Raw genomic sequence first — 13937 nt, 5'->3', positions numbered from 1 at the left:
TACCATGTCTCCGAACAAGTGTTCACCATGTCTCCGGTCTGAACAAAGGGGGAGGTTGGGGGGGCAATTACCGACACATATCTTAATTAAACCGCTTTTCCCTTCAATAATTTCCGTACCCACATTCTGTTCGGATTCAATGCGTCCAATACGTCTTGCTCGAGCGGTATCGCTTCGCCATAAATTTGCGCAGCAAGTACTTCAGCACATAGCGGAGCGCTGCATAAGCCACGTGAGCCTAGTCCACCAATCATAAATAAATCGGGATAAACCGGCGCTGAGACAACGGATTCAGGCGTGGATTTTTGCGCCATTAGATCCTGATAGTGCGCAAGCGTTGCGGTGTAGTTCGGAACAGCACCCACCATCGGCATGTGATCGCGAATGGCGCAGCGCACGCCAACGCGTGCTTCATTGTCGCTGATATCGACTTGTTTCGGCCATTCAACCTGAGGAAGGCATTTCAATAAGCGCTCGCGATTTTCTTGTTGATCGACTTCGGAGAAATTCAGATCGGTTTTATTGCGTTGATAGCTGGCACCAATGCAGTGATGCTGATTAGCGGGATTAACCGGTGTTAGATAGCCGTCGTAACACAAAACCTGCTTGAGCTGGTCTAAAACCGCATTGGTCGGAATATGACTGACCTGACCGCGCACCGCCGAAAGCGGCAGCGCCTCGGTTTGCGTAAAATGATTTAAACGATGCCCATTAGCCAAAACCACACAGCCGTGCTGTTTGATTTCGCCATTGCGGAAAGCCAGTTGCCAGCGATGCTCATTGTGTGCCAGATCCGTGAGTTCGTCGTTAAAGTGGATGACTAATCCCCGTGACTGGGCCAAATCAATCACGGCTTGAGTAAGCTGTGAAGGACAAAGCCAGCCACCGGCACCGTAGGTCACGCCATCATGAGGAATATCCAATCCTGCAAGCTGTGTTAGCGTGGCCGCATCGCCTTTTTCGGCCAACCACTGCGGCCAGTCAGTGGTTAATATCTGCGTGATTTTATCGCTGCTTTTTTCATCCCAGCCCAGTTGGCTAACGCCACACCATTGGTGATCAAACGTGAGACCAAGGTTGAGTAATTCATCATATTGGCGACGCGCAAAGGCGAAGGCGCTAATAAAAAAGCGCTCTAACGCACTGTTACGGCCGTTAAGCAGCGGATAGAGGGCACCTTGCCGATTGCCTGATGCGCCAAGCGCAGGCTTGGGATCGGCGCAGTATAGCGTGACAGAGCTGCCACGCTTAAGCAGTGCTAAGGCCGTTAGCGCGGAGGCGATGCCTCCACCAACGAGGGCAATATCTTGGGGGTTTTGCGCCTTGGGGCGATCAAACCACGGCGCTGGCGAAGAGGGAGATTCTCTCTCTGCGCGGTGCCCCGTCAGCATTTCACGTTTTTGACCAAAGCCTTTAACGCGTTGCACATCAAAGCCGGCCTCCTGTAAACCGCGGCGCACAAAGCCTGCGGCGGTAAACGTGGCAAACGTGCTGTCTTTTTTTGCCAGTTTGACCATGGTGTCAAACAGCTCAGGTGTCCACATATCCGGGTTTTTTGATGGAGCAAAACCGTCTAAAAACCAAGCATCAATCTGTTCGTTGAGGCTGTATGGCAACGCATGGATAAGCTCATTGACGTCGCCAAACCATAAATCGAGCGTGATCCGCCCATTGGCTAAAAATACGCGGTGACAACCTGGAAGTGCGGCTGGCCAAACAGCGCACAGTTGTTCACTGAAATTTTTTAATTCGGGCCAGCGTGCGTGAGCAGCGGCAAGATCGTCAGCCAGTAATGGATATTTTTCGAAGCTGACATAGTGAAGATGCTTAAACTCGCTATTAGGGTGCTGTTGTTCAAAGGCATCAAAGGCTTGCCACAGGGTTAAAAAGTTAAGACCGGTTCCAAACCCCGTTTCCGCCACGGTGAAAGTACGCTCTTGTGCTTGCAGCCAGCGTTCTGCTAGATGATTACCCTGTAAGAATACGTAACGAGTTTCTGAAAGCCCGTCCTGATTGGAAAAATAAACATCATCAAACTGTTGCGAAACCGGTGTTCCCTGTTCATTCCAGCTTAATTTTGCATTCTGAATAATTGAATTGCTCACGGGTTTTTACTCTAAATACAGATATAAAGGGATTTTAACGGTCTCTTACAGGGACGGCAAATATGCCTCCATCTGGTTCAACCACATCTGATCGGACTTGCTCGGCGTACAAGTGTACGCTAAAGTGCGTCTCAAAATCCCGAATGAACAATATCTGTGTAAGAGGTTAAGACATGAAACGTGCAGTAATTACTGGCTTGGGCGTTGTTTCCAGCATCGGTAACAACCAGCAGGAGGTTCTGGCGTCTCTGAAAGAAGGGCGTTCGGGTATCACCTTCGCGCCTGAACTTAAAGAGGCCGGTATGCGTAGCCACGTATGGGGCAACATCAAGCTGGATACCACCGGCATGATTGACCGTAAAGTGATGCGCTTCATGAGTGATGCATCTATTTACGCTTACCTCTCCATGCAGGAAGCGATCAAAGATTCTGGTTTAGCCGATGATATGGTTTCTAACGACCGTACTGGCCTGATCGTCGGTTCCGGCGGTGGTTCTCCACGTAATCAGGTTGCCGGTGCCGACGGCATGCGTTCACGCGGTCTGCGTGGCGTGGGTCCATACATGGTGACCAAAGCAATGGGTTCTGGCGTGTCTGCTTGCTTGGCAACACCGTTCAAAATCCGTGGCGTTAACTATTCCATCAGCTCTGCGTGTGCGACCTCAGCTCACTGTATCGGTAACGCGGTAGAGATGATTCAATTAGGTAAACAAGACGTTGTGTTTGCTGGCGGCGGCGAAGAGCTGTGCTGGGAACTGGCTTGTGAATTTGATGCGATGGGCGCGTTGTCAACTCAGTACAATGAAACCCCAGATAAAGCATCACGTACTTATGACACCAAACGTGACGGTTTCGTTATCTCTGGCGGCGGCGGTATCGTGGTTGTTGAAGAGCTGGAACACGCTCTGGCGCGTGGCGCACATATCTATGCTGAAATCGTTGGCTACGGCGCAACTTCAGATGGCTACGATATGGTTGCTCCATCAGGCGAAGGTGCTGCACGCTGCATGCGTATGGCGATGAAAGATCTGGATGCGCCAGTGGATTACCTGAACGTACACGGTACTTCTACACCGGTGGGTGACGTGAAAGAACTGGGTGCGATCCGTGAAGTCTTCGGCGACAACACACCAGCGATTTCTTCAACTAAAGCTATGACCGGTCATGCTCTGGGTGCCGCTGGTGTTCACGAAGCTATCTACACCTTGCTGATGTTGGAACACGGCTTCGTTGCGCCAAGCATCAACATTGAAGAGCTGGACGAACAGGCTCAGGGTATGAACATCGTAACTGAACCAACTCAGCGCGATCTGAATACCGTGATGTCTAACAGCTTTGGCTTCGGTGGTACTAACGCCACGCTAGTCATGAAAAAATTCCAGAAGTAATTCGTTTACCGATGGCATAAAAAAACCCGCGAAATGCGGGTTTTTTGTTTTTAGCGGCTTTGATTTATTCTTTTTCAATCATCTGTGCAACGTCATTGGTATTGATCTGACGATTGACACCATCCTGATCGACGTAGCTTGTCATCCCTGTGTCTTTATCAATTTTCGGTTTCCCCTGTGTGACGATCATCTCCCCTGATTTCGTCGACATCACATAATCACTAGAACAACCGGCCACCATCAAAACAGCTGCGCCGATACAGAGCATCGAAAGAATTTTTTTCATTTTATGTCATCCTTTTAGTGAATCTTGTACAAGCATAGATCATAACAGGTGGATGCAATGCGATTCGCCCGCAAAAAATGAAATAATCCTTACAAATCATGTCAGATGTATCGCTAGGCCGATGAACTATCGTAGCAAAAGAGCGCGGGCAAGCGTTCAGCCTGCGAGGTACAGAATGATCGCCTATGCTTATGACATGAGGCATGGAGTGAAATAATGACACATAAAAATAATCGCTTACGTATAGCAAGGCCAACAAACCGCCTAGATCTTATCGCACAGATGTACTGCAAAGGACTGGATTTCGACGTGTTGGGGCATTTTAAGGATCATCAGGGATTCGACGGCGTGATAGTGGGGCATCCCAATCATGCCTACCATCTTGAGTTTACCCATCATCGTGGTACTACGGTTCCAGATGCGCCAACGGCGGATAATCTGCTGGTATTCTATATTCCTGATGAAGCCGAATGGCGAGCAGCCTGTACAAAAATGGAGTTGGCTGGATTTCTGGTTGTGGTTTCATATAACCCATATTGGGATCAACATGGTAAAACGTTTGCCGATCTCGATGGTTATCGCGTTGTGCTACAGAATACTGATTGGGGTAGATGATTTTAGTTTATCAAAACTTATTCAGCAGAAAATTGAGTGAATCTCATGCGTAACAGAATGACAATAAAATTAGCGTTAATTTTAATGTGAGTACCTAAATTATTTATGCATACAGTATTTTTGATTGTGAATAAAATATGTGTTTTTTAAATGAATTGTATTCTTGAATATATAAATATCATATATCAATAAAGATTAAATTTTCGAAGACAAAAACCAACATCACAATATGAGCCGCAACGTAGGCGGCGCTGCGCAAGGTTAGCTGCTTAAAAAACAACTTAAGTAATAAGCTGGTTAAAATGATCATTATGACATCCCTGTGATTAATAGTTTTTAATTCGGAAAAATTAAAATAACGAACGTTATTACTTTGGTGTGATATCTATTAATTATTTTCCGGCATTCTATCTATTATCTATACCCATAATCAAGATATGGAATAAGAATAAATATGTATATTCTTAGCTAAATTAAATAGAGCGAAAGATTAGCGCACAGAGCACTAAAGAATTTTATTCTTGATATGAGGTGAGAATTTGGATGAAGTGTTTGGATTGAAGGTCATCAGTGGAATTATATGGTGATACAGCCCGTCATTTGTGGTTTTTAAGCGGAGAGTTTAAAAAATAAGGCCGCAGAGTAATCTGCGGCCTTACTGATATCTAAGCGTTGAGACTTATGCTTTTGGTGCTGCAGCAGTAGCTGGTGCTGCTTTTTTGTGGTGCTGAGCTTTTTTAGCAGCCTGAGCTTTCTGAGCTACTGGCGCTGCTTTTTTGTGATGCTGAGCTTTTTTAGCAGCTTGAGCTTTCTGAGCTACTGGCGCTGCTTTTTTGTGGTGCTGAGCTTTTTTAGCAGCCTGAGCTTTCTGAGCTACTGGCGCTGCTTTTTTGTGATGCTGAGCTTTTTTAGCAGCTTGAGCTTTCTGAGCTACTGGCGCTGCTTTTTTGTGATGCTGAGCTTTTTTAGCTGCCTGAGCTTTCTGAGCTACCGGCGCTGCTTTTTTAGCGTGTTTGGCTTTTTTAGCAGCCTGAGCTTTTTGCTCTGTGGTTGCTTTTTTGTGGTGCTTCGCTTTTTTGTGGTGAGTGGTGCTAGTTGCTTTGGCAGCAGGTGCAGCAGCAGTCGTTGAAGACGCAGCCGGAGCAGCTGGAGCAGCGGTTGTTTCAGCAGCGAAAGCAACAGAAGACAGACCCATAGTAGCAGCAACAACCAGAGCTAAAACTTTTTTCATTTTCCATTCCTCAAGAATTTGTTTTTCGTAAGCCCCTCGGTGGAGCCGGTGAATGAATAATAGGAGGATGGATGTCAACTTTCCGTAAGTGTTTGGTGTCGGTACGTAACAGCATGTACAATCTGTACATTGAAAGGTAAATAGACAGATAAATCACTAAGGGTGGCCGCTGGTTTCACTCTCAATCCAGTGCGCGATAAAATTCACAACGTACTGTTTTTCTTCTTCGTTTAACGCTTTTCCCTGTGGAATGCGATGCCATTTTTCTAAACATCCTCGACAGCAGGTTGCCGTAGCGTGCTGTGCTACAAACACCGGATGTCCACGCATTGGGGTCTGCTTGCCATCGTTTTCAGGAAACGCAGGCGCTAAGCGAGTATCTATAAAATCATAGGCATGGGACAAAATCACCGCAGTGCCTTTTTGTTGTAGGTAGGCACTGTCTTTGGCGTTGAGATGAAACTTCATGCGAAAAGGGGAGCGCTGTAGGCGTGCCCAGATATTTTCAGCAGACTGATACACAACAAAATCCTAAATCTGGCGAGTAACTGACAGGGTTACGATCCTCTAGCATAGATAAAAATGCAAGTTTGAGGCAGAACGGTCGTTTCTCCAGCAGTATAAAGTAGACAAACGTAAAGTTACCGCTAATAGGTTGTTTATCCTCGCTTGCTAGGTAAGATAAGACGTACTTATCATTGGTGGCGAAAAATTTAAACGGTTTATGGTTGAACGGCAGCGTGTGGCTAAGTGGTTCCTAATATTAGCTTGTCTGGTTGTACTGACGTGTACAACTCAGCGCATGGCCGGTATGCACATGCTCAGTAAGTACCTTCCCACTGATGTTACTGCGACTCAAATTACGGGCGAATCACAGGTCAGTGATAGCCAAGAAAGCCCCATTTCTCCCTGTGAGCTCAGTGCTAAGTCATTGCTTGCGGCTAACAGCATGGCGGTTGAACACCTCTTTTTTGCGTTGCTGCTGTTCGTAGCTTTATTGCTTGAGCCTGCGCGGCAGCTGCGTTTACTCATTCCTCCTCTACGGGCGGTCTCTTTACCCCGCTTGCGGGTACATCTCCGGCTGTGTGTCTTCCGAGAATAACTTTCTACGTGACGGTTTGTTAACGTAGCAAAATTATTTTTGGAGAAAATCTATGTTCCTATTTTTTAGGGCGCTGGCGTTCAGCCTGTGCCTCTGGTTGCCCATCGCTTGGGCTGCTGATAGTGGATGGTTGCAGAATCCACAAAACGACCATGCGCAGGTGCGAATTAGCTCAAACCAGCCTGAAAACGGTATGGTTCGCCTTTTGCTTGATGTGAAGCTTAACGACGGTTGGAAAACCTATTGGCGTTCACCGGGTGAGGGCGGCATTGCGCCTGAAATCAAATGGCAAACGCCAATCGAAAGGATGCACTGGGGATGGCCAACGCCGCAGCGCTTTGACGTTTCGGGTATTTCAACTCAGGGATATCACGGCGATACCGTTTTTCCTATCACCGTAAATGTTCCAGCAACCGCCCAACGGCTTCAAGGTGTGCTGACACTTTCTACCTGTAGCAACGTCTGTGTATTAAGCGATTTCCCCTTTGATCTGGATCTCACGCAGGCGACACCTCCTGAATTTGAACATGCTTTTATACGCGCTCAGGGCACGCTGCCGTTGACGGAGGGCATGGTCAATCACGTTAAAGCCGGTTATCACAGCGGTGAGCTGCGTGTGAGTGCCGAAAGAGAAGAGGGATGGCAAAAGCCCGAAATTTTCTTTGATGTGCCAGACGGTGCTGATTTTGCCAAGCCAAAAATCCAAATTGACGGCAGCCGTGTTGTTGCTACGGTACGCGTAACCGACGGTTGGGAGGGCAATGCGCCCGATCTTCACGGGCAAAAACTGAGTATGGTCTTCAGCGATGCGGGTATTGCGCAGCAGGCTGTTCTCACCGTTGACGATCAACTACCCGCTCCAGTTACTCCTTCCTTAGGGCTCTCAACGGCAATCCTCTTTGCCTTGCTGGGTGGGCTGATTCTCAATCTGATGCCTTGTGTTCTGCCCGTTTTAGCCATGAAACTTGGCTCGGTTTTACAGCTAGAGAACCGCGAAAGCCGGGTAGTTCGCCGCCAATTTATGGCCTCGGCTGCCGGTATTTTAGTGTCATTTTGGGCATTAGCCGGCGTGATGACGGCACTGAGGTTAAGCCAGAAAGCGGTAGGTTGGGGTATCCAATTCCAAAGCCCGTGGTTTATTGGGCTGATGGTGGTGGTCACGGCATTATTTAGTGCCAACTTGCTCGGCTTTTTTTCCATTCGTTTAGGCAACACCACCACCACGCGGATAGCAACAGCCGGAGGTAACGGTAACAGCAGTCACTTCTGGCAGGGCGTTTTCGCCACGTTATTAGCCACGCCTTGCTCTGCGCCATTCTTAGGTACGGCACTAGCGTTTGCGCTGGCGGCACCGATGACCGATCTCTGGCTAGTGTTTACGGCTTTGGGTATTGGCATGAGTTTGCCGTGGCTGCTGATTGCCGCTTTCCCGATCGCCGCCAAAATGCTGCCGAAACCGGGACAATGGATGAACCGCTTACGCATCGTGCTGGGGATGATGATGCTGGCCTCAAGCCTGTGGCTGATTAGCCTGCTTACTGCGCATCTTGGAACGCTGGTTGCGTGGTCTCTTGGTGCAGCGCTGCTGGTGATATTGCTGATCCTAACGGGAATTCATTACGGACGTCGGCAACTGCTGATCTGGGGTGCGGTATTGCTTTTGCTGAGTGGCGCGACGCTTGCGGCGGGTGCGTTAACCGCTGAGCATTGGCGCACGCCGATGACCGATAGTGTGCAGTGGCAACCCTTGAGTGAAGAGGCTATTTCACAGGCGTTAGGCCAAAACAAGAGAGTGTTTGTTGATGTCACGGCAGACTGGTGCGTCACCTGCAAAGCCAATAAATACAACGTATTGCTACGCGATGATGTGCAGAAGGCGCTGAATGAGCCGGATGTTGTGGCTCTACGAGGTGACTGGACGACGCCATCACCTGCGATTAATCAATTCCTAAAACAACGCGGCGCAGTCGCGGTTCCGTTTAATCAAATTTATGGCCCAAACCTGCCAAACGGTGAGGTGCTTTCCCCACTGCTCGATCGTCAAACCCTACTTAAAACGCTGTCGAATGCGAAGGAATAATGTCATGAAAACTAATATGAAAACCAACATGAAAACTAAAATGACCACGCTACTTCAGAGCGCGTTATTCACGATTGCCGCCGTGAGTTTCACCGTTACTGCCGCACCGTTAACAACTGAACAGCAGAATCAGGTGCGTGAATTAATTCGTGAAACCTTAGTGAATAATCCGCAGATCTTGGAAGAGGCGGTAACCGCATGGCAGCAGCAGAGTGCAGAACAGGCCGGTGCCCAGTTGGGTAAAGTGATTGAACAGAACCATGATGCGTTGTTTAACGATGCAGCCAGCCCACGCATCGGGGCTAAAAACGCCAAGCTTACGCTGGTTTCTTTCACTGACTATAACTGCCCTTACTGCAAACAGTTTGATCCACAGCTTGAGAAAATCGTTAAAAAATATCCCGACGTCGCGGTGGTGATCAAACTCTTACCTTTCAAAGGAGAAACATCGCAAAGCTCTGCGCAATATGCTTTAACGCTGTGGCAGCAAAATCCCGCACGTTTTGAAGCGCTACATCAGCGGCTGATGTCTAAAAAGGGCTATCACACCGACAGCAGCATCGCGAGCGCGTTGAAATCCACGGATAACGCTGGGCTGAAAATCGATGATAAGACCTTAGATGAAGTTCGTAGCAGCCTGCGTTTGGCCGATGTGATGGGGGTACAAGGTACGCCTGCAACGCTGATTGGCCAGCAAATGATCCCTGGAGCGATTAGCTATGACGATCTGGAACAGGTGATTAAAGCTGAATTAGCGCGGTTATCTTCATGATGCGGCTAAAAAAATGGGCGAAGGAGCTGGCCATTTTTATTGTGGTGTTAGCGGCATTCTCATGGGGAATGGATCAATGGCGCAAGCCGCAGGCGCCGGAGATAACGCATCTGCCTGATATCACGTTAGTGAATGGTCAAACGGTTTCCTTAGCCGCGCTTAGCGCTGAAAAACCGCTGCTGATTTACTTTTGGGCAACGTGGTGTGGCGTATGTAAGCTGACTTCACCGATGGTTGAAGAACTTAATAAGGACGGCGTAAACGTGCTGAGTATCGCGATTCGTTCAGGCGATGATGAACGCCTGATGCGAGGCATGGCGGCGAAAGGCTTAACTTTCCCGGTTGTGAACGATCAGTTGGGGCGCTTAGGAGCCGAGTGGGACATCAGCGCGACGCCAACGTTTGTGATCCTTGATAAGGGCAACATGGTGAGCAACACCAGCGGATGGAGTAGCCGTTGGGGGATCAAAATGAGGATGTGGTGGGCGGGGGTTTAGTGGGTGAGTAGGTGATGTTGTATATATCACCCTAATGTAAGGTTTCAACCGCCAGATTTATGGCTAAATGGATGTAAGGTTTCGACCGCCTATCTGGTACGGCATTTACATATAGCTTCCATCGAAGGCGTCCGAGTCGGGTGCGCCAGCGCGCGCACCCAACACCCGCGCGCTTTTATCCGAGACGCCATCTCCGCTCCGGTTTGGTATCGCCCATCCAGGGCGCCCCAAACTCCACCGGTACATCCCTGTACCGGTGGCTCTCCCTACCAAGACTTAAATAATGAAAAAGATAAAAACACAAAAATATCTTTTGTCTTTTTTATGTTTAAAGAAAGCATTTTAGAGCCGCCAGCAGGGATGCTGGTGGCAGGTTGAGGGCGTACAGGATGTACGCTCCGAGACCGGTCGGTCAAACGACTCAGTCAAAAGCGCGCGAGTTGAGAGTCCCCGCGCAACGGGACTCTCATCGGACGCCAACGCCAGTGGTTTCATAGAAATGTAATTGCTAATTGGCGTACGAAATCGTCACCGGTATCAGCATATGCGATTGATGTACGAAACCTTCACCGGTACCAGCATATTCGATTGATGTACGAAATCTTCACCGATACCAGCATATGCGACCGGCGTCCGAAACCTTTCACCGTGCTAAATCTAAACAAAGTAACACTCAGGTTAATCTGCCGATGAGCAAACGTCCTTCTCTGCGTTATTCACGCTTTCAGATTTTTTTTTACGCGTTAGCGGAGTACGTAGACGCTGAGCGACCACCACACCGAGTAAGGCAATGCCGCCGCCAATCAGGTGATAGCTGTGCAGTTGTTCATGGAGGAACGATACCGCAATGATGGCGGTGAACACCGGCGTGAGGTTCATAAAGATAGAGGCTTTATTGGCGCCTAATCGCACGACGCCTTGGATCCACAGGAAAGGCGCAATAATCGAAGCAGGAATACCGGCAAACAGAACCAAGGGGATATTTTGCGCGTTCAAACTAACGTTGTTGGTCAGCATGAAGTTAGGAATTAGCAACAACACGCCAAAGACGATCTGAATATAAAGCGACTGCCAGTTGGGTAAATTGATATTCCAGCGTTTGGTTAACACCCCATAGAGCGCATAAGAAGCCGATGCCGCGAACATCATCAGCTCACCTGAACCAATACCGTGAGTCAGCAACTGTTGCGGATTACCTCCGCTTACCAGCCATACGAGGCCAAAGAATGACATCACGCTACCCAGTGCAATACCGACGGTGGGCACAATGCGTAGTAGCCAAATGCTGATCAGTACCGTTAATAGCGGGATAAGGGAGCTTAAAATGCCCATGAACAAAGCGCTGACGCTGTGTGCGGCGTAATAGGCCAAGCTTTGATACAGCACCATGCCGAGCAACCCCAGAATCAGTAATTTTCCCAGATGCGGTCGAATGGCTTTTCGGTTGCGAATAACGCCGGGCAGCACAAAAGGCGTCAGTACTATCAGCGCTAACACCCAACGATAAAATGAGATGGCCGCTGGATCGATAGCGCCAGCTGAAACCTTACTGACAATGGCGTTGATTGACCAAATCAGTACGGCAAAAAGTGGAAACAGTGCATTCATGATATTTCTTCTCAAAACATTATTGTCGACAACAGTGGCGACGAGCGTTAGTTTACGCGTGTCTGGTTTATTAGATATAGTGATAACCAGACAAAATTTAATGAAATCCAGACAAACTGAATTATCACTCACTGTGATTGGGGCAAGGCGTTATGGCTCAGCAGCGCACATTTCCGACCTCCGAGGTGAGCTCGGTACGCAACCTATTTTTCCGCTGTGAAGAGGTCAACGCGGATACTGAATACCTGCCACACAGTCATCCGTGGGGGCAGCTGATCTACATTCGAACCGGCGTACTCGCGCTGAACGTGGGTGACCAGAGTTTTCTCGCGCCGTCGAAATTTGCCGTTTGGTTGCCGGTTGGCATTGAACATTCAAGCTATAACCGCAAACTATCACAGTTTCGTACCATCAATATTAGTGCCAGATTGTGCAAAGACCTGCCCTCGCAGGCCTGTTTGCTTAACGTTAGCCCGCTGTTTAATGCCATTGTGGATGATTGCTTTGAGCGTGACCTGATTTTGCCGGAATCACGTGAAGACATACGCCTTTGCCGAGTCTTGGTGGATCAACTGAAACGAGCGCCGGTTCATCAAACCTATTTGCCGACTTCACAAGATAAATTTTTAGCGCCGGTGCTACGTGTGTTGGAAAGCTGCCCGTCAGATAACACGCCGCTCAGCGTTTGGGCGCAGCGCGTATATACCACCGAGCGCACGCTCTCTCGCCGCTGCCAGAATGAGCTGGGTATGTCATTTAGCGAATGGCGCCAGCGGCTGCGTTTTCTACACGCTTTGCCTTTACTTGAGCAAGGGAAAACCGTGCAAGAGGTCGCGTTGGAGGTGGGATACAGCTCGTCTTCGGCATTTATTGTGATGTTTCAGCAAATCTCAGGCACAACGCCCGAACGATATCGGAAAGTCAGTTAATCTCAGTTAATCCATGAAAGCGTGCTGACTTATTTGGGCTCAACCCCTATTTGGTGGCAAAATAGCGCTTCAATCATTTTCTTATTTACGCAGCGCACTGCGCCGGCGGGAGAATTACGTGAAAATTCTGGTCGATGAAAATATGCCTTATGCGGGTGAGTTATTCAGCCGCTTAGGAAATGTACAGGCAGTACGCGGGCGCCCATTGCCTGCCGAGGCGTTGGTCGGTGCGGATGCGCTGATGGTGCGTTCGGTCACTAAGGTGAATGCTGAATTACTCAGCGGTACCAGCGTTCGCTTTGTCGGCACCGCGACTGCGGGCACCGATCACGTTGATGATAAATGGTTGAGTGATAACGATATTGGTTTTTCTGCGGCGCCAGGTTGTAATGCCATTGCCGTCGTGGAGTATGTCTTTTCTGCTTTAATGATGCTGGCCGAACGCGATGGTTTCGATCTGCGTGAAAAAACAGTCGGTATCGTTGGCGTGGGTAACGTGGGTTCGCGCTTGAATCGTCGTCTGCAAGCATTAGGCGTGCAAACGCTACTTTGCGATCCACCACGTGCGGCGAAGGGCGATGCCGAAACGTTCTACCCGCTGGAAAAATTGGTTCAAGATGCCGATATTCTGACTTTCCACACGCCGTTAAATAAAACGGGTGACGACAAAACGCTGCATCTGGTCGATGGTGATCTGTTGGCAGCATTACCTGATAACCGCATTTTGATTAATGCGGCGCGTGGCCCGATTGTTGATAATGCGGCTTTGCTAGCCGCGTTGAAAAACGGCAAAAAACTGAGCGTGATCCTAGACGTATGGGAGCCAGAGCCGGATCTTTCTTTAGCGTTGCTGGATTTAGTGGATATCGGTACGCCGCATATCGCCGGTTATAGTTTAGAAGGCAAAGCGCGCGGCACAACACAGGTCTTTGAAGCCTACAGCGAGTTTATCGGACAGCCACAGCACATCGCGCTAAGCGAGCTGTTACCGGTGCCAGAAATCGCGAGCGTAACCGTTCATGGCGCGCTGGATCAGGCAAAGCTCAAACGTCTGATGCATCTAGTGTATGATGTGCGCCGCGACGATGCGCCGCTGCGTCGTGTTGCAGGGCAGGCCGGTGAATTTGACCGCCTGCGTAAGCATTATCAGGAGCGCCGTGAATGGTCTTCGTTATGCGTGAAATGTGACGACAATGCGAGCGTTGAGCTATTGAATGCGCTGGGGTTTAGCGCCGAATTAATGTAGTGAGTGTGGCTTAGCTCTTATCCGCTTTGGTTATGAGAGAGATGACCCCACCCCAACCCTCCCCTTGTCAGGGGAGGG

At 49.0% G+C, this 13937-nt stretch carries 13 protein-coding genes; 8 read left to right on the top strand and 5 right to left on the bottom strand.

The genetic code is table 11. The features are described 5' to 3' along the window. Positions 1-86 precede the first annotated feature (86 nt). Positions 87-2105: a bifunctional tRNA (5-methylaminomethyl-2-thiouridine)(34)-methyltransferase MnmD/FAD-dependent 5-carboxymethylaminomethyl-2-thiouridine(34) oxidoreductase MnmC gene (gene mnmC, locus RSC70_RS19405; protein ID WP_332543246.1), complete on the bottom strand. Its 2019-nt coding sequence runs from the start codon at positions 2103-2105 to the stop codon at positions 87-89. Positions 2106-2278: 173 nt separating this feature from the next. Between mnmC and fabB the strand changes: the two genes are divergently transcribed. Continuing rightward, entirely contained in the window at positions 2279-3493 is a 1215-nt protein-coding gene (fabB, locus tag RSC70_RS19400) for a beta-ketoacyl-ACP synthase I (protein ID WP_025797786.1), read from the top strand. Positions 3494-3557: 64 nt separating this feature from the next. Here fabB and RSC70_RS19395 read toward each other — a convergent pair whose 3' ends face one another. After that, complete coding sequence (locus RSC70_RS19395; protein WP_025797788.1) at positions 3558-3779, bottom strand: YgdI/YgdR family lipoprotein; 222 nt, start codon at positions 3777-3779, stop codon at positions 3558-3560. Between the two features lie 216 nt (positions 3780-3995). On the opposite strand from RSC70_RS19395, the gene RSC70_RS19390 reads away from it, so the two are divergent. Beyond that, on the top strand, positions 3996-4394 hold the full coding sequence (locus RSC70_RS19390; protein WP_332543243.1) for a VOC family protein: 399 nt from the start codon (positions 3996-3998) through the stop codon (positions 4392-4394). 679 nt (positions 4395-5073) lie between these two features. Here the strand turns inward: RSC70_RS19390 and asr are convergent. Together asr and RSC70_RS19380 are read right to left on the bottom strand one after the other, a co-directional pair. Continuing rightward, entirely contained in the window at positions 5074-5625 is a 552-nt protein-coding gene (gene asr, locus RSC70_RS19385) for an acid resistance repetitive basic protein Asr (RefSeq protein WP_332543241.1), read from the bottom strand. Between the two features lie 156 nt (positions 5626-5781). After that, positions 5782-6147 carry a DUF4186 domain-containing protein gene (locus tag RSC70_RS19380; RefSeq protein ID WP_040046398.1) on the bottom strand — a complete coding sequence of 122 codons (366 nt, stop codon included), beginning with the start codon at positions 6145-6147 and terminating at the stop codon, positions 5782-5784. A gap of 202 nt (positions 6148-6349) precedes the next feature. Between RSC70_RS19380 and RSC70_RS19375 the strand changes: the two genes are divergently transcribed. Genes RSC70_RS19375 through RSC70_RS19360 form a run of 4 tightly spaced genes read left to right on the top strand, consistent with a single transcriptional unit; the run spans position 6350 to position 10076 of the window. Further along, a complete protein-coding gene (locus RSC70_RS19375; protein WP_130998933.1) occupies positions 6350-6727 on the top strand; it encodes a copper resistance protein in 378 nt (125 codons plus the stop codon). Positions 6728-6779: 52 nt separating this feature from the next. After that, complete coding sequence (locus RSC70_RS19370) at positions 6780-8807, top strand: protein-disulfide reductase DsbD family protein (RefSeq protein WP_332543238.1); 2028 nt, start codon at positions 6780-6782, stop codon at positions 8805-8807. Positions 8808-8847: 40 nt separating this feature from the next. Further along, the gene (locus tag RSC70_RS19365) at positions 8848-9579 is read left to right on the top strand and encodes a DsbA family protein (protein ID WP_332543251.1); all 732 of its coding nucleotides are present in this window, start codon (positions 8848-8850) and stop codon (positions 9577-9579) included. Beyond that, positions 9576-10076, top strand: a complete 501-nt coding sequence (locus RSC70_RS19360; RefSeq protein WP_332543236.1) for a protein disulfide oxidoreductase — start codon at positions 9576-9578, stop codon at positions 10074-10076. The genes RSC70_RS19365 and RSC70_RS19360 overlap by 4 nt, the downstream gene beginning before the upstream one ends. 678 nt (positions 10077-10754) lie before the next feature. Here RSC70_RS19360 and RSC70_RS19355 read toward each other — a convergent pair. Continuing rightward, the gene (locus tag RSC70_RS19355; RefSeq protein ID WP_332543234.1) at positions 10755-11684 is read right to left on the bottom strand and encodes a DMT family transporter; all 930 of its coding nucleotides are present in this window, start codon (positions 11682-11684) and stop codon (positions 10755-10757) included. 152 nt (positions 11685-11836) lie between these two features. Between RSC70_RS19355 and RSC70_RS19350 the strand changes: the two genes are divergently transcribed. Beyond that, positions 11837-12613, top strand: a complete 777-nt coding sequence (locus RSC70_RS19350; RefSeq protein ID WP_332543232.1) for an AraC family transcriptional regulator — start codon at positions 11837-11839, stop codon at positions 12611-12613. A gap of 118 nt (positions 12614-12731) precedes the next feature. After that, positions 12732-13859 (top strand): 4-phosphoerythronate dehydrogenase PdxB, encoded by a 1128-nt coding sequence (gene pdxB / locus RSC70_RS19345; protein ID WP_332543230.1) that lies wholly within the window; start codon positions 12732-12734, stop codon positions 13857-13859. Positions 13860-13937 lie beyond the last annotated feature (78 nt).

The sequence above is a fragment of the Hafnia sp. genome (assembly GCF_036648275.1).
GTDB lineage: Bacteria > Pseudomonadota > Gammaproteobacteria > Enterobacterales > Enterobacteriaceae > Hafnia > Hafnia alvei.
The sequence above is the reverse complement of the archived record's forward strand: the minus strand, read 5'-3'. Positions and strand labels throughout refer to the sequence as shown.

What these genes read in the sequence shown, in the direction of transcription:
- fabB (WP_025797786.1), top strand. Translation starts at nt 2,279, where the DNA reads ATGAAACGTGCAGTAATTACTGGCTTGGGCGTTGTTTCCAGCATCGGT.
- RSC70_RS19395 (WP_025797788.1), bottom strand. Translation starts at nt 3,779, where the DNA reads ATGAAAAAAATTCTTTCGATGCTCTGTATCGGCGCAGCTGTTTTGATG.
- RSC70_RS19390 (WP_332543243.1), top strand. Translation starts at nt 3,996, where the DNA reads ATGACACATAAAAATAATCGCTTACGTATAGCAAGGCCAACAAACCGC.
- asr (WP_332543241.1), bottom strand. Translation starts at nt 5,625, where the DNA reads ATGAAAAAAGTTTTAGCTCTGGTTGTTGCTGCTACTATGGGTCTGTCT.
- RSC70_RS19375 (WP_130998933.1), top strand. Translation starts at nt 6,350, where the DNA reads ATGGTTGAACGGCAGCGTGTGGCTAAGTGGTTCCTAATATTAGCTTGT.
- RSC70_RS19370 (WP_332543238.1), top strand. Translation starts at nt 6,780, where the DNA reads ATGTTCCTATTTTTTAGGGCGCTGGCGTTCAGCCTGTGCCTCTGGTTG.
- RSC70_RS19365 (WP_332543251.1), top strand. Translation starts at nt 8,848, where the DNA reads ATGACCACGCTACTTCAGAGCGCGTTATTCACGATTGCCGCCGTGAGT.
- RSC70_RS19360 (WP_332543236.1), top strand. Translation starts at nt 9,576, where the DNA reads ATGATGCGGCTAAAAAAATGGGCGAAGGAGCTGGCCATTTTTATTGTG.
- RSC70_RS19355 (WP_332543234.1), bottom strand. Translation starts at nt 11,684, where the DNA reads ATGAATGCACTGTTTCCACTTTTTGCCGTACTGATTTGGTCAATCAAC.
- RSC70_RS19350 (WP_332543232.1), top strand. Translation starts at nt 11,837, where the DNA reads ATGGCTCAGCAGCGCACATTTCCGACCTCCGAGGTGAGCTCGGTACGC.